At 39.5% G+C, this 21,521-nt stretch carries 18 protein-coding genes; 12 read left to right on the plus strand and 6 right to left on the minus strand.

Annotated features, from left to right (window positions below; genetic code table 11):
* Positions 1-174: 174 nt before the first annotated feature.
* Genes malQ through RDV53_RS07700 form a run of 4 tightly spaced genes read left to right on the plus strand, consistent with a single transcriptional unit; the run spans position 175 to position 6,425 of the window.
* The gene (malQ, locus tag RDV53_RS07685; RefSeq protein WP_005695760.1) at positions 175-1,680 is read left to right on the plus strand and encodes a 4-alpha-glucanotransferase; all 1,506 of its coding nucleotides are present in this window, start codon (positions 175-177) and stop codon (positions 1,678-1,680) included.
* The gene (gene glgP / locus RDV53_RS07690; protein ID WP_005695761.1) at positions 1,680-3,947 is read left to right on the plus strand and encodes a glycogen/starch/alpha-glucan family phosphorylase; all 2,268 of its coding nucleotides are present in this window, start codon (positions 1,680-1,682) and stop codon (positions 3,945-3,947) included. Before malQ ends, glgP begins: the two co-directional genes overlap by 1 nt.
* 11 nt (positions 3,948-3,958) lie before the next feature.
* Complete coding sequence (locus tag RDV53_RS07695) at positions 3,959-4,750, plus strand: endonuclease/exonuclease/phosphatase family protein (RefSeq protein ID WP_005695762.1); 792 nt, start codon at positions 3,959-3,961, stop codon at positions 4,748-4,750.
* 10 nt (positions 4,751-4,760) lie between these two features.
* Complete coding sequence (locus tag RDV53_RS07700) at positions 4,761-6,425, plus strand: PTS transporter subunit IIBC (RefSeq protein ID WP_005695763.1); 1,665 nt, start codon at positions 4,761-4,763, stop codon at positions 6,423-6,425.
* Between the two features lie 201 nt (positions 6,426-6,626).
* Here the strand turns inward: RDV53_RS07700 and rnb are convergent, their stop codons facing one another.
* From rnb to RDV53_RS07720, 4 genes are all read right to left on the minus strand, one after another.
* Positions 6,627-8,606 (minus strand): exoribonuclease II, encoded by a 1,980-nt coding sequence (gene rnb, locus RDV53_RS07705; RefSeq protein ID WP_005695765.1) that lies wholly within the window; start codon positions 8,604-8,606, stop codon positions 6,627-6,629.
* Positions 8,607-8,672: 66 nt separating this feature from the next.
* Complete coding sequence (locus RDV53_RS07710; protein WP_005698769.1) at positions 8,673-9,461, minus strand: SDR family oxidoreductase; 789 nt, start codon at positions 9,459-9,461, stop codon at positions 8,673-8,675.
* A gap of 85 nt (positions 9,462-9,546) precedes the next feature.
* On the minus strand, positions 9,547-10,302 hold the full coding sequence (locus RDV53_RS07715; protein WP_032822579.1) for a Nif3-like dinuclear metal center hexameric protein: 756 nt from the start codon (positions 10,300-10,302) through the stop codon (positions 9,547-9,549).
* Between the two features lie 243 nt (positions 10,303-10,545).
* Positions 10,546-11,481, minus strand: a complete 936-nt coding sequence (locus RDV53_RS07720) for a Kdo(2)-lipid IV(A) acyltransferase (RefSeq protein ID WP_005695768.1) — start codon at positions 11,479-11,481, stop codon at positions 10,546-10,548.
* Positions 11,482-11,578: 97 nt separating this feature from the next.
* Between RDV53_RS07720 and hldE the strand changes: the two genes are divergently transcribed.
* Positions 11,579-13,009, plus strand: a complete 1,431-nt coding sequence (gene hldE / locus RDV53_RS07725; RefSeq protein WP_005695769.1) for a bifunctional D-glycero-beta-D-manno-heptose-7-phosphate kinase/D-glycero-beta-D-manno-heptose 1-phosphate adenylyltransferase HldE — start codon at positions 11,579-11,581, stop codon at positions 13,007-13,009.
* A 53-nt stretch (positions 13,010-13,062) separates the two neighbouring features.
* On the opposite strand, the gene RDV53_RS07730 is transcribed toward hldE, so the two are convergent.
* A complete protein-coding gene (locus tag RDV53_RS07730) occupies positions 13,063-15,051 on the minus strand; it encodes a TonB-dependent receptor plug domain-containing protein (protein WP_005695770.1) in 1,989 nt (662 codons plus the stop codon).
* Positions 15,020-15,535: a hypothetical protein gene (locus RDV53_RS07735; protein WP_005695771.1), complete on the minus strand. Its 516-nt coding sequence runs from the start codon at positions 15,533-15,535 to the stop codon at positions 15,020-15,022. The genes RDV53_RS07730 and RDV53_RS07735 overlap by 32 nt, the downstream gene beginning before the upstream one ends.
* 145 nt (positions 15,536-15,680) lie before the next feature.
* On the opposite strand from RDV53_RS07735, the gene RDV53_RS07740 reads away from it, so the two are divergent.
* The 7 genes from RDV53_RS07740 (at position 15,681) to modD (ending at position 21,492) form a co-directional block, all read left to right on the plus strand.
* A complete protein-coding gene (locus RDV53_RS07740) occupies positions 15,681-16,679 on the plus strand; it encodes an iron ABC transporter substrate-binding protein (protein ID WP_005695772.1) in 999 nt (332 codons plus the stop codon).
* A gap of 2 nt (positions 16,680-16,681) precedes the next feature.
* The gene (locus RDV53_RS07745) at positions 16,682-17,695 is read left to right on the plus strand and encodes a FecCD family ABC transporter permease (RefSeq protein ID WP_005695773.1); all 1,014 of its coding nucleotides are present in this window, start codon (positions 16,682-16,684) and stop codon (positions 17,693-17,695) included.
* Positions 17,692-18,441 carry an ABC transporter ATP-binding protein gene (locus RDV53_RS07750; protein WP_005695774.1) on the plus strand — a complete coding sequence of 250 codons (750 nt, stop codon included), beginning with the start codon at positions 17,692-17,694 and terminating at the stop codon, positions 18,439-18,441. Before RDV53_RS07745 ends, RDV53_RS07750 begins: the two co-directional genes overlap by 4 nt.
* Before the next feature lie 88 nt (positions 18,442-18,529).
* Entirely contained in the window at positions 18,530-19,264 is a 735-nt protein-coding gene (modA, locus tag RDV53_RS07755) for a molybdate ABC transporter substrate-binding protein (protein ID WP_005695775.1), read from the plus strand.
* Complete coding sequence (locus RDV53_RS07760; RefSeq protein ID WP_005695776.1) at positions 19,239-20,036, plus strand: ABC transporter permease; 798 nt, start codon at positions 19,239-19,241, stop codon at positions 20,034-20,036. The genes modA and RDV53_RS07760 overlap by 26 nt, the downstream gene beginning before the upstream one ends.
* A 1-nt stretch (position 20,037) precedes the next feature.
* A complete protein-coding gene (locus RDV53_RS07765) occupies positions 20,038-20,637 on the plus strand; it encodes an ABC transporter ATP-binding protein (RefSeq protein ID WP_005695777.1) in 600 nt (199 codons plus the stop codon).
* Positions 20,638-20,646: 9 nt separating this feature from the next.
* The gene (gene modD, locus RDV53_RS07770) at positions 20,647-21,492 is read left to right on the plus strand and encodes a ModD protein (protein WP_005695779.1); all 846 of its coding nucleotides are present in this window, start codon (positions 20,647-20,649) and stop codon (positions 21,490-21,492) included.
* Positions 21,493-21,521: the final 29 nt, after the last annotated feature.

Genomic DNA, 21,521 nt, shown 5'->3' on the forward strand with positions numbered 1-21,521 from the left:
CCGCTCCATAAATGTGTTAATAGCATATCATAAAATCCTTAATGTTATACGTATAAATTTTAATGAAAACCAATCTTTTACGAAAATGTTTTAAACTTTTACGTATATGTTGTTGCATTAAAATATGTTTAGGTTAGAATAAGCGAAAAATGATGACGTCCTAAAGGAGATATTATGCTTACTCGTTCAAGTGGTGTTCTTATGCACATTACCTCACTACCAAATGCATTTGGGATTGGTAGTTTTGGGCAATCCGCTTATGATTTTGTCGATTTTTTAGTTGAAACCAAACAAACTTATTGGCAAATTCTTCCACTCACTACCACCAGTTATGGTGATTCTCCTTATCAATCTTTCTCTGCGGTTGCAGGTAATACTCATCTTATTGATTTTGATTTATTAACTCAAATGGGCTTGTTGAAAGAATCGGATTATGCTTCGGTCAATTTTGGTGATGATCCAACTAGCGTGGATTATGAACGTATCTTCTACGCGCGCCGTCCGATTTTAGAAATAGCCGTGAAAAATTTTTTAGAGAATCAATCATTCCAAGCTGATTTCAAACACTTCGAGAAAAGCAATCGTTTATGGTTGGATGATTTTGCTGAGTTTATGGCAATTAAAGAGCATTTTGGCAATCAAGCATTGCAAAAATGGGATGATAAAAAAGCTGTGGCTCGAGATCCAAGTGCATTGGAAAAATATCGCATCCTGTTAGCGGAGCAAATTCAGTACTTTAAAGTGACGCAATATTTCTTCTTCAAACAATGGACTGAATTAAAAAATTACGCAAATCAAAAAGGCATTCAGATCATCGGTGATATGCCGATTTACGTGGCTGCAGATAGCGTAGAGGTTTGGACAAAACCAGAACTCTTCCAATTAGATGAAGAACGTAATCCGCTTTTTGTCGCGGGGGTCCCAGCCGATCAATTCAGTGCAACAGGACAACTTTGGGGCAACCCGCTTTACGCTTGGGAAGAACATAAAAAACAAGGCTACGCTTGGTGGATTCACCGCATTGAAGAAAGCTTCAAAATTTATGATGTACTACGTATCGACCATTTCAAAGGTTTCTCTGATTATTGGCAAGTAGACGGAAAAGCAGAGGTTGCTAAAGATGGTAGCTGGCAGCCAGGCCCAGGTTATGACTTATTTAAAGCCGTTAAAGAGCAATTGGGCGATTTACCGATTATTGCCGAAGATTTAGGTAATATTGATGACAAAGCCAGAAAATTGCTTACAGACTGTAACTATCCTGGCATGAAGATTCTGCAATTTGGCTTTGAAGATGTTAGCGGAGAAAGCTTAGATAGCCCGCATTATTGCATCCCGCATTCCATTGTTTATACCGGCACACATGATAACGATGTGACCAATGGTTGGTATAACAGCCTGACTGAACAACAGCAGCAATATATCAATGATTATACGCATCGCCATGAGGATGAATCGATTTGTCAAGCGATGATTCGTCAGCTTTTTGCAACCGTTAGCAATACCGCGATTGCAACAATGCAAGATGTTTTAGATTTGCCAGCCAGTTCAAGAATGAACGTGCCTTCAACAATTGGTGGAAACTGGCAATGGAGAATGCAGCAATCAGATTTAACGCAAGATAAAAAAGACTTTTTAGAAAAGATGACCACGTTATATCAACGTGCGAATCAGGAAAAATAATGATGAAATTTAGTACCTTTGTAAAAAACGAAACCAATAAATCGCTTGAACAATTAAGCGATAAAGAAACTTATATTCAATTATTAAATTACGTAAAAACACTCTCAGCAGATAAACCTAAAAATACAGGTAAACGTAAGGTTTACTATATCTCAGCTGAGTTTTTAATTGGTAAATTACTTTCTAATAACCTGATTAACCTTGGTGTCTATCAAGACATCAAAACAGAATTAGAAAGTGCGGGTAAATCATTAAGTCATATTGAAGATATTGAACCAGAACCGTCTTTAGGAAATGGTGGGTTAGGTCGTTTGGCTTCTTGTTTTATTGATTCAATGTCTACACTTGGCTTAAATGCTGAAGGGGTAGGTTTAAATTATCATTATGGTTTGTTCAAACAAGTCTTTAAAAAGAATGAACAACATGCGGAGCCTAATGATTGGATTGAAGATAACTCTTGGTTAATTCCAACAGATATTAGCTATGAGGTGCCATTTAAGAAATTTACGTTAACCTCTAAACTAGATCGCATTGATATTTTAGGTTATAAGAAAGAAACGAAAAACTATCTCAATTTATTTGATATTAAATCAGTGAATCCTAAACTGATTAAGAAAGGTATTGAGTTTGATAAAACTGCGATTGAAGAAAATCTGACTTTATTCCTTTACCCTGATGATTCAGATAAAAATGGGGAATTGCTGCGTATTTATCAACAATACTTCATGGTATCAAATGCTGCACAATTATTAATTGATGAAGCGATTGCACGTGGTAGTAATTTACATGATTTAGCGGATTATGCGTATGTACAGATCAACGATACACACCCTTCGATGGTGATTCCTGAATTAATTCGCTTATTAACCGAAAAACATAAAATTAAGTTTGCTGAAGCCGTTGAAATTGTACGTAATATGGTAGGCTATACCAACCATACCATTTTGGCTGAAGCATTAGAAAAATGGCCACTCGCTTATTTAGATGAAGTGGTGCCGCATTTAGTGGTGATCATTAAGAAATTAGATAAATTAGTGCGAGCAGAATATAAAGATCCTGCCGTACAAATTATTGATAAACAAAAACGTGTGCATATGGCGCATATGGATATTCACTTTTCAAATTCTGTGAATGGAGTGGCGGCATTACATACAGAGATTTTGAAAAATTCAGAACTTAAAGCATTCTATGCGTTGTATCCTGAAAAATTCAATAATAAGACAAACGGCATTACCTTCCGTCGTTGGTTAGAGTTTTCTAACCAAGCATTAGCGGCTTACATTAAAGAATTAATTGGTGATGAGTATTTGCATGATGCAACGAGATTAGAGAAATTGTTAGCCTTTAAAGATGACAAAAAGGTTCATCAACAATTAGCGAAAATTAAGTTTGAAAACAAATTAGCACTAAAAGCGTACCTTAAAGAAAATAAAGGTATTGAGTTAGATGAAAACTCAATCATTGATACGCAAATTAAGCGTTTCCATGAATATAAACGCCAACAAATGAATGCGCTTTATGTGATTCATAAATACTTAGAAATTAAAGCAGGCAAATTACCAAAACGTAAGATTACCGTGATTTTTGGCGGAAAAGCAGCGCCAGCTTATATTATTGCACAGGATATTATTCACTTAATTCTTTGTTTATCTGAGTTAATCAATAATGATCCTAAAGTGAACAAGTATTTAAATGTACATTTGGTGGAAAACTATAATGTGAGCGTGGCAGAAAAACTGATTCCAGCAACCGATATTTCAGAACAAATTTCGCTTGCCTCTAAAGAAGCTTCTGGTACAGGTAATATGAAATTTATGCTTAATGGCGCGTTAACCTTAGGCACAATGGATGGGGCTAATGTTGAAATTGCAGAATTAGCCGGTGATAAAAATATCTATACATTCGGTAAAGATTCAGAAAGCATTATTAAACTTTATGAAACAGCAGGCTATGTTTCAAAAGAGTATTATGAAAACGACAAAGAGATTAAAAGAGCGGTTGATTTTATTCTAAATCCTGCCGTGGTGAAATTAGGCAATAAAACACGTTTAGAACGTCTTTATAACGAATTATTGAATAAAGACTGGTTTATGACGTTAATTGACTTTAATGCTTATGTTGAAGCGAAAGAACAAATCTTAGCCGATTATGAAGATCAAGATAGTTGGAATGAGAAAGTCGTTCACAATATCGCAAAAGCGGGCTTCTTCTCATCTGACCGCACGATCGCTCAATATAATGCAGACATTTGGCATTGTGAGGGCTAAGGGGGGAAGCAATGAAACTACTTACCCTGAATGTACACGCTTGGTTAGAAGCTAACCAAGCGGAAAAAATAGAGATTCTTGCTGAGACTATTGTGGAAAAGGGTTATGACATCATTGCCTTACAAGAGGTTAATCAATTGATGTCGTCTCCTGCTATTTCGCCAACGTTAAAGCAAGATAACTATGGTGTCATTCTGTTAAATAAAATCAATCAACGCGTTGCACAGAAATATTCGCTTTTTTGGAGTAATTCGCATATTGGTTACGATAAATATGATGAGGGCATTGCGTTTTTAACGCGCTTGCCTGTTTATGATGTTGATGCGTTTTATTGTAGCCAACATCAACGTCTTGACTCGATTCTCTCGCGTAAAATCATTGGCTTGACGGTAGAATATCAAGGCCAGTTAATTGAATGTTATTCTTGCCACATCAATTTGCCAAATTGTGATGGTGAAAACCAACTTGATAATGTTCGTTATATTGTAGAGCGAAGTCAAAGTGCGAATCTTAAAATCCTGATGGGTGATTTCAATACTGATGCAATAAGCGATCAGCAAGCTTACCATCAGATTAAATCCTTAGGCTTATTCGATACATTTGAAATGGCAAAGCAGAAGGATAGCGGTATCTCTGTGGAGAAAGCGATTGACGGTTGGAAAGGCCATAGTGAAGAAAAGCGATTAGATTATATTTTTTTAAACCAAGCAAAAAGGGTTTTATCCAGTCAGGTTATTTTTAATGGCAAAAATAAACCGATTGTTTCCGACCATTTTGGCGTAGAAGTAGCTCTCATCTTGTAGGAGAATCAATATGAAAAAAATGCTCAGTTTTGAATTTTGGCAAAAATTCGGTAAGTGCCTAATGGTTGTGATTGCCGTGATGCCAGCCGCGGGTTTAATGGTGAGTATTGGTAACTCACTGCCTTTGATTAGCGATGCGGAATGGCTAGCGCTTGTCGGAAACATTATCGCCCAAATTGGTTGGGGGATTATCGGTAACCTCCATCTATTATTTGCTTTAGCGATTGGTGGTAGCTGGGCAAATGAGCGTGCGGGCGGGGCATTTGCAGCTGGCCTTGCTTTCATTTTAATTAACTTAATTACCGGTAACTTTTTCGGTGTGAAGCTTGAAATGCTAGCAGATCCAAATGCTCACGTAAGTACCATATTGGCCGGTGAAATTCCTGTGGCGAATTACTTTGTGAATGTGCTTGGGCAACCTGCGTTAAATATGGGCGTGTTCGTTGGTATTATCGCGGGTTTTGTGGGGGCAACAACCTTCAATCGTTACTACAATTTCCGTAAATTACCTGAAGTATTAACGTTCTTTAATGGTAAACGTTTTGTTCCTTTCGTTGTCATTTATCGTTCCGTATTAGTGGCGATCTTCCTATCATTATTCTGGCCTTTAGTTCAGACAGGAATTAATCATTTCGGTCAATGGATTGCTAACTCACAAAACTCAGCGCCAATTTTAGCACCATTTATTTACGGTACCTTAGAGCGTCTATTGCTTCCATTTGGTTTACACCACATGTTGACCATCCCAATGAACTACACTTCATTAGGCGGTACTTATGAGTTCTTAACCGGTGCACAACAAGGTAAACAAGTATTTGGTCAAGATCCACTTTGGCTTGCCTGGGTGACTGATTTAATCAACCTTAAAGATGCAGGTAATTTAACGCAATATAACGAACTTCTTTCAACTGTGACACCTGCTCGCTTTAAAGTAGGACAAATGATTGGTTCAACCGGTATCTTAATGGGCTTGACTCTCGCAATGTATATCAATGTGGATGAAGACAAGAAAAAACTCTATAAAGGTATTTTCCTTTCTTCTGCACTTGCGGTGTTCTTAACTGGTGTGACTGAACCAATCGAATACATGTTTATGTTTGTCGCTTTACCGCTTTATATTGTTTATGCGTTAGTACAAGGTTGTGCTTTCGCCATGGCAGATATTGTGGACTTACGTGTGCATTCATTCGGTAACATTGAGTTCTTAACACGTACACCAATGGCGATTAAAGCCGGCATTGGTATGGATGTGATCAACTTTATTTGGGTATCCATCCTGTTTGCCGTTGCCATGTTCTTTATCGCAAACTTTATGATTAAGAAATTTAACCTTGCAACAGCAGGCCGTAATGGTAACTATGATGCAAAAGGTTCAGATGAAGCTTCTAGCAATGAGCCAAAAGTGGCGAATGCTAGTACGCAAGTTATTCAAATCATCAACTTACTTGGTGGACGTAATAACATTGCAGATGTTGATGCTTGTATGACACGTTTACGTATCACTGTACATAATCCAGATTTAGTCGGTGATGAAGCAAGCTGGAAACAAGCAGGCGCAATGGGCTTTATTGTGAAAGGTTCTGGTATCCAAGCGATTTATGGACCAAAAGCAGATGTTTTAAAATCAGATATTCAAGACGTGCTTTCATCTGGCGTAGAAATTCCTAAAATGTAATTCTACCTAAATATCTATTTTATCCCCGCCTTCAAGGCGGGGATATCATATCAATATCTCATCTTGATGTTCTTCAATATATCCCAATAATCCTTTTATTTAATACTATAGACGTACAAAATATTTTTATAACTTAGGTTCTATAAAAAAATACCGCCTGTTGTGTAACGAGCGGTATTTCTAGATAGAGGGAAGTGGTTATTAAATGATTAATTGACCGACAATACTGCGAGTTTCTTCTCGTACTTCGGTGAGTTTTACTTTCACTAAATCACCGATTTTGTAACGGCGCTCCCCTTGAATATACAGCGCTAATTCATCAGCATTCACTTGCATTTCATCTTTATTTGGATGCAACGTGGAAGCTGGTACGAACATGGATGCACCATTTTCTAATAATTGAACACGTAAACCACCACGCATCACATCTTGTACCTCTGCATCAAATTCAGCATTTTCAGCGACTTTGTCAGCAAGATAGCGACAATATAACCAATCTGCGATATCACGTTCGACCAAGCGATTTTGACGACGGGCTTCTTGTAAGCGAGCAAGGACTTCATCTTGTGGTTTTTCACAAGCTTGCTGTGTGAGCACGGCTTTAATTAAACGATGGTTCACCATATCGGAATATTTACGGATAGGCGATGTCCAGGTCGCATAACCTTCTAATCCAAGCCCAAAATGTGGAGCAAGTTCTGATTTAAATTCCGCAAAGGTTAAATAACGACGTAAACGGAATTCTAAATAGTCACCTTCAATCGGTTCAATATCATGACGCATTTGGCAATAACCTTTTAAGGTTGCCAAATTTTCTACCGAATAACGTTCAGCAAGTTCAGCTTGATTTTCTTCATTGGCTAAATTTGCCATTAAGAAATTATGTGCATTTTCTAAGAATTTTTTATCAAAACCAGTGTGTGTATTGAAAATACCGGTTTTAGCATGCTCCGCTAAGAATTGGGCGGCACAAATGTTGGCAATGATCATGGATTCTTCCACGATTTGATTTGCAATACGGCGATATTCCGCTTTAATTTCTTTCACTTTGCCATTTTCAGCGAGAATAAAAGAGTAGTCTGGTTTCTCTTTAAATAACAAGGAATGGGTTTTACGCCATTGAATACGTGCTTGAGTAAATTGATGTAACCAATCAATTTGCTGGGCAATTTCAGGTGTTTCCGGTTGCCATGCATCCGGTACTTGTTCTAAATAATCTGAAATCTTGTTATAGGCTAATTTTGCTTTAGATTGTACATAAGCGGACACAAAACGTGGTTTCGCCGTGATATTACCCGCAAGATCTGTTTCAATGTAACACACTAATGCAGGACGAGTTTCATTTGCCATTAATGAACATAATTCATCAGATAATTCACGAGGCAACATAGGAATGTTGAAGCCAGGCAAATAATTGGTGAAACAACGCTGTTTAGCGTCTTTTTCAATTTGTGAATCTAATGCAATGTAAGCTGTTGGATCAGCAATGGCAACGACTAATCGCCAGCCGCTTTGTGTACCATTTTGCTCGATAGGTTCGATATAAAGGGCATCATCCATATCCTGAGTGCTTTCAGAGTCAATGGTGACAAAATGAAGTGCGGTCAGATCTTCACGTGTTTGTTGATCTAACATCTCATAACTTTCTGCACCTTGCACAGGATGACGAGATTGTTCATGACGTGCCAGCGTGACCCACCAAGGGGCTAATTCATCGTCAGCACGGCAGATAAATTGATTGATAGTAGCATAGAAAAAGCGATCATCACGTAATGGGTGCGTTTTCAAATTTGCGACGACCCAGTCGCCTTCTTGTAATTCTTCTTTGACGGATTTAGCTTGTTGCGCACCAATGGGTTGGTTGATACTTGGATGATCAACCAAAACTTGCAATTTCTTGTCTTTATTGAACCGCACTTTGGCAATAAAGCGCGTGAGCATTGGCTCAATTAATTCTTCAGGTTCAGCTTGCTCTTTATCGCCTTGCTTTTCAATGGTGGCTTTGATTTTGTCACCATGCATCACTTTTTTCATTGCAGGAGGGGCAATAAAGTAGCTTTTTTTATCGCACTCTAAAAAACCATAAGCTTTATCAGTACTTTTTACCACGCCTTCAACGTGTTCTTTGCTATCGTGGATTTGTTGCTTAAGTTGTGCGAGTAGTGGATTATCTTGGAACATAGTTATATTTAAAAAAAGAGAAAAGGCAGACTGAAAAGCCTGCCTAAAAATAGATTGTACGAAAAATTATTCTTCGCCTAATTCGCCCATTGCAGTGATGCTGAAACCTGCATCTACGTGAACGATTTCACCGGTAATACCAGATGCTAAATCTGAGCATAAGAATGCTGCTGAGTTACCCACATCTTCGATAGTAACAGTGCGGCGTAATGCTGCTGTTTTCTCGAATGTAGCAAGCATTTTCTTGAAGTTTTTAATACCTGATGCCGCTAAAGTACGGATTGGACCTGCAGAAATTGCATTCACACGAATACCTTCTTTACCTAAGTCAGCTGCCATTACGCGAGTTGCTGCTTCAAGAGATGCTTTCGCTAAACACATCACGTTGTAGTTAGGAATTGCGCGCTCTGCACCTAAGTAAGAAAGGGTTAATAATGCTGCATTTGGATTTAAGTAAGGACGTGCCGCTTGTGCCATAGCAACGAAGCTGAATGCACTGATGTCGTGAGCGATACGGTAGCCTTCACGAGTTGCTGCGTTTACGTAGTCACCATCTAATTGATCGCCTGGTGCGAATGCAATAGCGTGTACGAAACCATCAAATTTTTCCCAACGTTTGCTTAATTCTGCAAAGCAATTTTGGATGCTTTCATCGGTCGCTACGTCTAAAGGAAGGACGATGTCAGAATCAAATTCTTTTGCAAATTCTTCTACGCGCGGTTGTAATTTATCGTTTAAATAAGTGAAAGCAAGTTCAGCGCCTTGTTCTTTCATTGCTTTTGCAATCCCGTAAGCAATAGAACGGTTGCTTGCAAGACCTGTTACTAAAATACGTTTACCAGTTAAGAAACCCATATTTTTTCCTATGTTTGAGTTAAAAAAATCGACGAGATTATACTTGTTTTGTGTGCTTTCGGCAATCAATCACACTTTGTACCAGTTAGGCGGGATTATCAATATCTTTAAATTCTACATCTAAGCCATATTCAGCTGCTAACCATTCACCTAATGCTTTAATGCCGTAGCGTTCTGTTGCATGGTGACCAGCCGCAAAGAAATGAATACCTTGCTCACGAGCAGAATGAATTGTTTGCTCCGAAACCTCGCCGGTAATAAAGGCATTACAACCTTGTGCTGCCGCTAAATCAATATAGCCTTGTCCGCCACCGGTACAAATGCTTACTTTACGGATTAAGTGCGGTCCATTTTCCGTGCAAATTAACGGTTTACGATGCAGCACTTGTTCAATACGTTGTGCAAATTCTTCAGCGGTAACAGGATCTTTTAACGTTCCCCAAACAGGAATGCTGGTTGCGCTATTTTCTAAAGGTTGAAGATCGCTAATCCCTAATAACTGAGCAAGTTTTGCGTTGTTGCCTAATTCAGGGTGAACATCTAAGGGTAAATGGTAGCCGTATAAATTGATGTCATTCACAAGTAAGGTTTTGATGCGTTTGCCTTTCATACCACGAATACATGGATTTTCACTTTTCCAAAAATAGCCGTGGTGGACAAGAATCGCATCAGCTTGTTGTGCAACGGCATAATCAATCAAAGCTTGGCTTGCGGTGACACCCGTGATGATCTTTTTGATCTCTGATTTGCCTTCTACTTGCAAACCGTTAGGGGCGTAATCATTTATTCTGTCTGTGCTAAGTTTTTCGTTTAGTAAACGTTCAAGTTCTAGATTGTTCATCATTTTTGAGAGAAAAGAAAAAGGTGAGATATGGTAAGGGATTTAAAAAAAAATGGCTAGTGCAAAAGGAGTGGGGGGAATGCACTAGCCAGTAGTGTGTTTGTAATAAAACAAGTTTACTATCTAAAACGAGATTCATTATATATTTAATTATATAAAGATCAAGAAAAAAATAAGGAAAATTTTCCTTATTTTTCGATATGTCGTTTTTGTGTTCGAAAATAGATGAAAAATCAACCGCACTTATGAATACAAACTTGGCTCATCTTCGGTTTGGCGCGTTTTAAATCGGCGGTGTAGCCACATGTATTGTTCCACACCTTTTAAGATTTCTTTTTCCACAACTTTATTCATTCTTGCAGCGATTGCCGTTTCATCCGAAAGATCGGAAAAATCCACGGGTGGTGAAATACTGACTGTATAGCCTGAGCCGTCTTTGTTACGCAATGGGGCAAAAGGGACGACTTTACAATTTGGTGCTGATTTAAGCAGATAATAACTACCTGTTGTGGTAGCCGCTTCTTGTACAGCAAAGAAAGGCACAAATACCGCATTTTTTCTGCCGTAATCGTGATCGGGCGCATACCAAATGGTTTCACCTTTACGTAAGGCTTTGAGCATACCACGCAGATCTTTTCGGTTCAGCATATCTTTGTTTGAACGTAAACGACCTTTAATTTGCAACCAATCCAGTACGGGATTGTCATTGGGACGATAAACGCCTACGCCAGGATGATGTAATCCCACAATACGCGCGCCTAATTCAAGCGTAAGAAAATGGACACCAACAAAGATAATGCCGTCTTGGGCATTTTCTTTTAAATAATTTAATCCTTCAATTTTTGACCATTTTTTAATGCGCGCATCAGACCAAAACCATGCCATGCCGGTTTCAATAATTGCCATTCCAACAGCACGTAAGTTCTCTTGCAAAATGGCTTCACGTTCTTGCTCAGGCATTTCTGGGAAGCAGAGTTCAAGGTTTCGGCGAGCAATCGCGGCACGACGTTTTCCCACTTTTAATTTTGAGAAAAGCCAGCCTAAGCCATTGCCGATATGACGTAGAATTGGATAGGGAAGTAACAAAAGGCTTCGCCAAATCGTCACACCAAGCCAAAATCCCCAGTATTTAGGGGCTAGAAAGTGCGGTTGAAATTGAGGGAGTTTTTCGTTTTTCATAATTCTTTTCTGGTTAGTTCGGCGTGTAGTTTATCGCAAATTTGAGTTGTGGTAAAATTGCGCCAAATTTTTATTATTCCAACAGAGAGATTTCAAAATGGCTCAATATTCTGCCAATTTTAATCAAGCAAAAGTATTAGTGTTAGGCGATGTTATGATTGACCGTTACTGGTTTGGTGCAACTAATCGTATTTCACCGGAAGCACCGGTTCCTGTGGTTCGTGTGCAAGATAATGAAGAGCGTGCAGGTGGTGCAGCAAACGTGGCAATGAATATTGCTTCTCTTAATGTCCCTGTGCAAATTTTAGGTTTAATTGGTCAAGATGAAACAGGCACAGCCTTAACCAATTTATTACAACATCAAAAAATTGACTGTAATTTTGTAGCATTGAATACTCACCCAACTATTACGAAATTACGTATTTTGTCTCGTCATCAACAATTACTTCGTTTGGATTTTGAAGAAGATTTCCAAAATGTGGAATGTCATGAGTTGCTTGCGAAATTAGACGCGGAAGTGAAAAACTTTGGTGCGTTAGTGCTTTCAGATTATGGTAAAGGCACGTTAAAAGATGTGCAAAAAATGATCCAAATTGCACGCAAAGCGAATGTACCGGTGTTGATCGATCCAAAAGGCACAGATTTTGAGCGTTATCGAGGCGCCACTTTACTTACACCAAATATGTCAGAATTTGAAGCGGTGGTAGGTAAGTGTGATTCTGAAGAAGAAATCATTGAGAAAGGTTTAAAATTAATTTCAGACATTGAATTGACCGCACTTTTAGTGACCCGTTCTGAAAAAGGCATGACACTACTTCGTCCAAATCAAGAGCCATTCCACTTACCAACCGTTGCCAAAGAAGTATTCGATGTAACAGGTGCGGGCGATACGGTAATCAGTGTTCTAGCAACCGCACTTGCAGATGGACGTTCTTTTGAAGAATCTTGCTATTTAGCTAATGTGGCGGCAGGTATTGTGGTCGGTAAATTGGGTACATCAACGGTTTCTACTGTGGAGTTAGAGAATGCGATCCATGGTCGTTCTGAAACCGGCTTCGGTATTATGTCAGAAAGCCAATTAAAAATGGCGGTCGATCATGCTAAAGCGCGCGGTGAGAAAATCGTGATGACAAACGGTTGTTTCGACATTCTTCACCCTGGTCATGTATCTTATTTAGAAAATGCTCGTAAACTTGGTGATCGTTTAATTGTTGCCGTGAATACAGATGGCTCAGTTAAACGCTTAAAAGGTGAAAGTCGTCCAATTAACAATCTGAATGCACGTATGGCAGTATTGGCAGGTTTAGCGTCAGTAGATTGGGTCGTTTCTTTTGATGAAGACACGCCACAACGTTTAATTGGTGAGATTTTACCGGATTTATTGGTGAAAGGCGGTGATTATAAACCTGAAGAGATTGCTGGCAGTAAAGAAGTGTGGGCAAATGGCGGTGATGTTCGTGTATTGAATTTCGAAAATGGCTGTTCAACCACAAACGTGATTGAGAAAATCAAAGCGCTGAAGGACTAATAACTTTATAAAAACAACGGGCAACCTGTTTCACAAGTTGCCCGTTTTTTATTTTAGAATTTATATCGGATATTGCCGAAATAAACGCGTCCTTCTTCTGGGAAACCTGCTTGATAGTAGTAGTTTTTATCAAAGAGGTTCGATACACCCGCTTCTAAACTTAATCCTGAAACCGGTTCATAGATTAATTTCGCATTGCTGTTTCCAAAACCAGAGAGCTTCACGGTTTCACCGCCATCTAAATAATAACGGCCATGTTCCGCTTCTTGGCTCACATAAAGTGAAAGGTTTGGTAATATTTTCCAATCAACAAATGCAAAGAATTTATGTTTTGGCACATTCTTCACAATGGTATCTTGGGTTTTATTTTTTGCATGCGTATAGGTGTAGTTTGCCCCTAACGTTAAATTATCTGTTGCAAAAAGATTCACGGCTAATTCAGCACCTTTAAAGGCTTCTTTGCCTACATTTTGATATTGATTGAGTTTTTTGCTAATCGCGACTTCTTCAATGGCATCTTTTACTTCAGAATAGAAAAGTGCGCTATCCACTCTTAACCAATCGCCAAAGGTATGCATATAACTAGCTTCGTAATGGTAAGCGGTTTCTGGGCTTAAGAATGGATTCGGCTCAGTACGACCAAATCGGCGAGAATAACGTTCTTTCATTGTGGCAAAACGTGTTTTCTTCGCAAAACTTAGCGCAAATTCATCATGTTCAGAGAAATGATGGGCAAATTTGATTTGATAATTAAAGGCGTGTTTATTACCGATATCAAACGGACAAATCGCATTTTTTTGGTGAGTTGATGCACATTGTTTTTCAAATTTCTCTGCACGGTGTGAATCACGTTTGTCGTAGCTGATGCCTGTAATCAGAGAGGTTTGCTCATTAAAACGATGAGTATTTTCTAAACCAAAGCTGTAGGTACGATCTTTATCTACTGCGGTCGGTTCATCATCATTATGTTCGCGATGCACGTCATATTTAATGAGGGTAGAGAATTTTAAGTGGTCTTTGGAGGTTAAATCGCCACCTAAATCAAAGCCTGCACCGTAGGAATAATCACGGTAATAGCTATTAAAGCTTGATTTTTTCTTTTGAGTGCTGAATGTTGCATCATCAAAAGCACGTAGGTCATTTTTAAAGGTGTCATAAAATGCCTTCGTGTTTAATGTGAGATGATGGGCGCCAAATTCAGTATGGGAAAGGAAATAGATACTGTCTTTGTCCCACATCGGCCAGCGCCAATAGCGTTCAAAACTATCAGCGCCAGAATAGAATGGTGATTCTTTGGTGCCTTTTTGTGTAGAGAACGCCAGTGCGTATTCATCATGCTCATTTGGCGTATAAGCGACTTTCAAACTTAATCTTTTATCACGTTGTTTAGAATTTTCTGCTCGACCACCATCATCGCCTTTGGGATTGATTTGTTGATAATGATGAGAAAGTTGTAAGCCTTGTTTTTCAATAAAAGAACCACTTACTTGCGCATAAAATAGTTCTTGTTTAGTGCCTAAATCAAAATCTGTTTTATTGGTTGCTGTACCACCACTTTTACCATGTGAAAAGCCATAGCCAATAGAACCTTCGAAAGGTTGAGTTGGTTTTTTAGAAATTAAATTCACGGCACCACCCATCGTATTTGCGCCATAAAGCACAGAGCTTGCGCCTTTAGAAATATCAATACGAGATAAATCAAAGGTGGTAAAACGACCTAAGTCCATTTCGCCATCATAAGGGACATAAACCGGAATACCATCCATAAATACTGGTACGCGGTGAGCATTAAAACCACGTACTAATAAATTGTATTCGTTGCGTGCGCCGCCATGTTCGACAAACACTCCCGATGTGCTTTTTGCTACATCAGACACCCGATCTTGGTTATTTTTTTGTAATTCAGCCTGGTCAATACGAGCGGTGCTGAGATCACTCGATTTTTCACCGATGACTTCAATTTGACCAAGGGTAAATACATTTTCGGCATAAGCAGGCAAGCAAGCCAAACTAATGGCGATGCAAAGCAGTTTCTTTTCCATTGGAACATCCTTTTAGGTTAGGGTTGAAGCGTAACTTCAATGCAATGGTGATCGCGGCGAAAATTTTTTCATCATTATGAGGGAAATTTTCTCGCAAAGTGCGGTTAGCATCGCTGAAGTTTATTTTTCCGTTAGCTAATTCGGAGAATAAAATCGAAGGGTTGAGCTGAAGTTGCTCTGCAATTTGCAGAATTGAAAAGTGCTCAAACGTCATAATCAAACGATCTAAATTGCAATAGGTGGGATAGCGATTATGTGTCACTAAATCGGTAAATTGTTGCACAATTTTGACCGCTTTATTTTTTCGATTAAAGAAGTGTAAAACCACGCCCAAAATAAGCAGTAACGCCGAACCTAAATGCCACTGAAAGATGCCTTGAATGGGCCACTGAAAGTAGATCCCTAAGCCGCTGAACAAGATGCCTACCAATCCTGCAATGAGCATAGAAAGCAAGCAAAACTTATAAATCACATCCCATTTCATTTTTTCACCTTTAGCTATGAATAATAAATGTTATATAATAAAAAACATAACGATGACATTCTACCAAAATTTATTTACTATGTTAAAAAATATATAGCGTTAAAATAAAGTCATCTCATTTTAAATCGCTAAAAGAGGGAAGAATATGAAAAAATGGATAGGTATTGCACTTGCGCTTTGTGTATCAACCAGCGTATTTGCAACAGAAGAAATCGCTTATTTGGCGGGGGAATTACCTCCGCCAGCTAAAATTGAAAAAGTATTAAGTGCAGGTAATCCGGCTGATGTGTTGCTCCTTTCAAGTGCGCCCAATAAATTACTGGGATTGGCGGGATTTAATATGGAAAAACGTGGAAAATTGTTTCCTGTAGCACAACAATCTCTACCAACCTTGGGAAAAATTGCCGGAAAAGGCAGTACGCTCTCGCCAGAGAAAATTGTGGCATTACAACCGAATTTAATTATTGATGAAGGCAATGTTACCCCAAACTATATCGATCAAGCAAAACGGACTTTTGACCAAACAGGTGTACCTTATTTGCTGCTAGACGGCAAACTCAGTGAAACACCCACTACTTTGCGTTATTTAGGGAAAGTGTTAGGCGTAGAAAATCTTACAGAACCTCAAGCGAAGTATGCCGAAGAAACCCTTAAACAAGCGGTCGAAAATGCCTCTAAATTGACCAAAACCTTCTATTTAGCTCGTAGTGCAGATGGCTTACAAACAGGACAAAAAGGCTCTATTCATACAGAAGCCATTGAAATCGTGGGTTTAAAAAATGTGGTAGAAGGCGATCATAAAGGGCTTACGCAGGTTTCGATGGAGCAGCTTTTATTATGGAATCCTGATGTAATTTTTAGCCAATACCCAGAGTTTTTGCAAACCTTAAAAGAGAATCCGCAATGGCAACAGTTAAGTGCGGTAAAAAATGGACACGTTTTTTTAATCCCGAATAATCCATTTGGTTGGTTAGATTCGCCACCTAGTGTGAACCGTTTGCTTGGGGTGCGTTGGGTCTCGCATTTAGTTAGCGGTAAACCTATGACTGAATTTACAAAAGAAGTGCAAACGTTTTATCACGTGTTCTATCAGATTGAATTAACCCCAGAGCAAGCGACTCAATTGCTACATGATGTGAAATAGTTATGCCGTATTTTATTCAACGTAATCCCAAACTCTTTTTCACTTCGTTAGTGATTTTATTAGTCGGCACCATTTTGCTTTCGTTGAATGTGGGGCGATTTCCGATTTCTCCCCTTCAACTAGGGCAAGCGATTCGCTGTGTATTTGAAACGGAATGCCAAACGCCTTCTTCTGTTGAAACAGTACTTTGGCATATTCGTACCCCGCGTATTTTTGTCGCCTGTTTAGTCGGTGCCGCATTAGCCGCCGCAGGTGCGACTTATCAAGGGATGTTTAAAAATCCGTTGGTTTCTCCTGATATCTTAGGGGTTTCAAGCGGTGCGGGACTTGGTGCATCATTGGCGATTTTCTACAATTTACCGATGTTTTATGTGCAGCTTTTTGCCTTTAGTGGCGGTATCTTGGCGGTGTTATGTGTTTCGATGGTTGCATCAAGAAGCCGTAATCTAGATCCCATTTTGGTCTTAGTGCTTTCAGGGATTGCTATCGGTTCATTACTTGGCGCAGGCATTTCACTGTTAAAAATTTTAGCTGATCCTTTCACCCAATTACCTTCGATTACCTTTTGGTTATTAGGTAGTTTCACGGCTGTTGGCGTGAAAGAATTAAGTCAACTTACCCCTATTTTAATACTCGGCATTCTGCCACTTTTCTTATTGCGTTGGCGCTTAAATCTGCTCGCTTTAGAAGAAGATGAGGCTAAAAGCCTCGGTATTCCTATCCAACGTACGCGTTATATTTTGATCATTTTTACCACACTTTGCACAGCAAGTGCGGTCTCCATTACGGGGATTATTGGCTGGGTCGGTTTGCTTGTGCCCCATATTGCACGATTATTAGTGGGCGCCAATTTCATTTTATTGCTGCCAACATCGTTGTTACTTGGTGCGAGTTTTTTACTTCTCACCGACACACTCGCCCGCACGGTTGCAAGCATTGAACTTCCCATCGGGATTTTAACTTCTGCTTGTGGTGCCCCATTTTTCCTCTATTTATTGTTGAGAGGGCGAAAATGAATTTAATTGAAACGCAACAACTGACGATTGGCTATGGCAGTAAGCCTCTGCTAGACAGGATCAATTTTGCATTAAAACCTCAGCAAATTTGCTGTTTACTTGGTGCCAATGGGGCGGGGAAAAGTACTTTCTTAAAAACCTTACTAGGTTTGCAACCTGCACTTAATGGGCAAATTCTCTTTCAAAATCGACCGCTTGCTACATATTCTGCCGCTGAATTAGCGCGCGAAATTGCTTATGTGCCGCAAGCACACGCGCAACTTTTTCCTTTTCTGGTGCAAGATATGGTGTTGATGGGACGTTCTGCATATCTAAAATGGTATCAAACCCCAAAAGCCGAAGATAAAGATCTTGCTCTTGCGGCTTTAGCGGAATTACAAATAACCCACCTTGCTAAACGTTATTACCATGAACTCAGTGGGGGCGAAAAACAACTCGTGCTCATCGCCCGAGCCATTGCACAACAGGCGAAATTGTTGATTATGGACGAACCAACAGCCAGTCTTGATTTCGGTAACCAAATTCGGGTGTTGGAAAAAATTAAGCAATTACAGCATCAAAACATTGCCTTACTAATTACCACTCACAATCCACAACAAGCGGTCTATTTAGCCGAAAATATTGCAATGCTCGATCAAGAATTTGGTTTTCAACAAGGCGAAAAAAGTGAACTGATGACCTTTGAAAACCTTGCCAAAATTTACCGCACTTCAGTTCAGGAATTGCAAAAACATCTCAATTTATAAAAAGATAAATTGGTTTGCATAAATCCGTTATAATTTAACTTATATAAAGATTATGCTATATTCCATTCAATTTAAATAAGGAGTTTAAATGAAAAAATTAGCTACTTTAGCCGCCTTAATGGCGATCACACTCTCCAGCCAAGCTGCGGATCTTTATCTTTATGCTGGTGCGGGTTTAAAAGAGCCGGTAGAGAAAATTGTAAAACAATTTGAGCAAAATACGGGCAATAAGGTTACCGTGGAATACGGTGGTTCAGGTCAAATTTTGGCACGTTACAACCAAGTGAAAACCGGTGACTTATTTTTATCCGGTTCGGCAGATTATGTCGAGAAATTGGCTCAAGACAATCAAGTTAAAGCTGTTGAGCCATTAGTTTTACATATTCCAGTAATGGCGGTACGCAAAGATAAAAGTGCAAATATTCATTCTTTTAAAGATCTTGCCGAAAGTAACTTACGTTTGGGAATTGGTGATGCCAAGGCGATGGCGTTAGGTAAAGGGGCAGAGAAAATCTTTGAGCTATCGGGTTATCAACAGGCGTTGAATGAAAAAGTGGTTGTGAAAGCCGCTACCGTAAAACAGTTGATGATGTATCTATTGAATGGTGATGTGGATGCGGCAGTTGTCGGACGTTCTGGCGCGTGGAAAGTGCGCGATAAAGTGGAAATCTTGCCAAACCCACAAGGCACACCGCAAGAAAAAGTGACCTTAGCGTTACTTTCATCTTCGGTACATCCAACGGAAGCTAAACAGCTATTTGATTTTTTCCATACAGAAGGCGTGAAATATTTTACCGATGAAGGCTTCTTACCGGTTAAATAAAAGCCTCGGTTTAAAGTTAGCACTGCTCCCCTTAATGTTGTTATTTTTAACGGTGTTGGGAACGGTGCTTGCTTTAGTTGGGCAATTAAATTGGCATTTTTTCAAACAGGTGTTGTTTGATCATGAACTGCACTTTGCCTTAATGCTTTCTTTAGGGACTTCGCTCTTTTCGCTAGTTGTTGCATTGTTAATTGCATTACCTGCCGCTTGGGTGATGAGTCAAATTCGCCTACCTCTACAAAAGCTAATTGATACTGTGTTGGACTTACCGATGGTTTTACCGCCCTTAGTTACCGGGTTAAGTTTGCTTTTATTGTTCGGTTCACAAGGTTGGCTGAGTTCATTGATTCCAGAGATTAGCCGTTGGATTTTTAGCCCGATTGGTATTGTGGTGGCACAAAGTTATATTGCCACCTCAATTATGTTGCGTAATGCACGTGGCGTTTTCAGTAATTTTGATGACGGTTATCGACTTGCCGCCTATAACCTAGGTTTAACACCTTGGCAAAGCCTGCTTAAAGTTGAGCTACCTATGTGTTGGAAACCTTTGCTGTGTGGGGCAATTTTGGCTTGGGCGCGCGCCATTGGTGAATTTGGTGCGACCTTAATGCTAGCCGGCGCCACCCGTTTTAAAACAGAAACCCTGCCGGTGGCTGTATATCTCAATATTTCCAGCGGTGATTTTGAAATTGCGATTGGGGCAGCCTTATGGCTTTTAATGATTTCAGCCTGTTTGCTTTTTTTATTACGCGTGCTTAATCGGGAACTTTAGGATGTTACAAATTCAACATTTACAGGTTGGTATTTTAAAGGATATTAGCCTAACGGTTGCAAATGGTGAATCGGTGGCGATTGTTGGGCAATCGGGAAGCGGAAAAACCACGCTTCTCAATGCCATTGCCGGTTATTCGGATTATCAGGGGAGTATTGCATTTAACCAATGTCCTTGGGATAACCTTGCCTCTTGGGAAAGACGTTGTCGCTATTTAAATCAACGTTTGTATCTTTTCCCCCATAAAACCGTAAGTGGAAACTTAAGTTTAGCGAAACCGAAAAGCACAAGACAGGAGCAGCTTGATTTATTAGCACAGTTGAACATTGATGCGTTGATCGATCGTTATCCACATCAATTATCGGGCGGCGAGCAACAGCGCGCAGCATTGGCACGGGCGCTAATCAATCCACCGGATGTGATGCTATTAGATGAGCCATTTTCATCATTAGACTGGCAAACCCGTCAGCAGATTTGGCAAAACGTAAAAAGTTTACTTAAAGCCTTCAATCTCACCACATTATTAGTGACTCATGAACCTAAAGAAGCAGATTTTCTAGCGGATAGACAAATTCATTTACATTTAGGGCGATTAATTTAAGGACAAACTATGATTTATTTCTCAGACAAAGAACTCGATGATTTTTTATTGGAAGATATTTATCGCGGCGACTTAACCACGCACGCATTAGGGCTAGAAAAAGTCCCTGCAAAAATTGAATTCAAACGTAAAAATGCCGGCGTGGTGGCGGGGATTTCAGTGGCAGAACGATTACTGAAAAAATTAGGCATTACGCCTCAGGTTTATGTGAATGAAGGGGAAGCCGTTGAAGCCGGTGCTTTATTGCTAAGTGCGGTCGATTCTGCGGATAAATTACAGCAGGCATGGAAAGTGGTGCAGCTTGTATTGGAATGGTCTTGTGGCGTGGCGCAATACACGGCGGAGATGATTGCTAATGCCAAAGCCATTAATCCGCATGCGGCGGTGGCTTGTACCCGTAAAAGCATTCCAAATACCCGTAAACTGGCAACCAATGCAGTGCTGGCTGCCGGCGGACATATTCATCGTCAAGGCGTGAGTGAAACCTTACTGGTTTTCACTAACCATCGTAATTTATTGGTTGAACCGAATAACTGGGCATATATCGTGGAAACCTTGAAGCGTGAAGCGCCAGAAAATAAGGTTACCCTTGAAGCAGACAATTTTGCACAATTTGAACAAATGATTAGTGCCTCTCCCGATATTATTCAGCTAGATAAATGGTCAGTTGAAGATGTGAAAGCGGCTTTAGATCTCATCAATGCACAAGGCAGAAATATTACGCTTTCTGTTGCAGGTGGGGTGAATAAAAATAATGTGGCAGATTATGCCAAGTTAGGCATTAATTTATTTATTACCTCTGCACCTTATTATGCGGCACCAGAAGATATTAAAGTGGTGATTAGCAAAGCATAGTTGTTTTGTTTAGCTCATTAATTGTTTTG

Origin of the sequence: Haemophilus parainfluenzae ATCC 33392, assembly GCF_031191205.1 — a bacterium.
Lineage (GTDB): Bacteria > Pseudomonadota > Gammaproteobacteria > Enterobacterales > Pasteurellaceae > Haemophilus_D > Haemophilus_D parainfluenzae.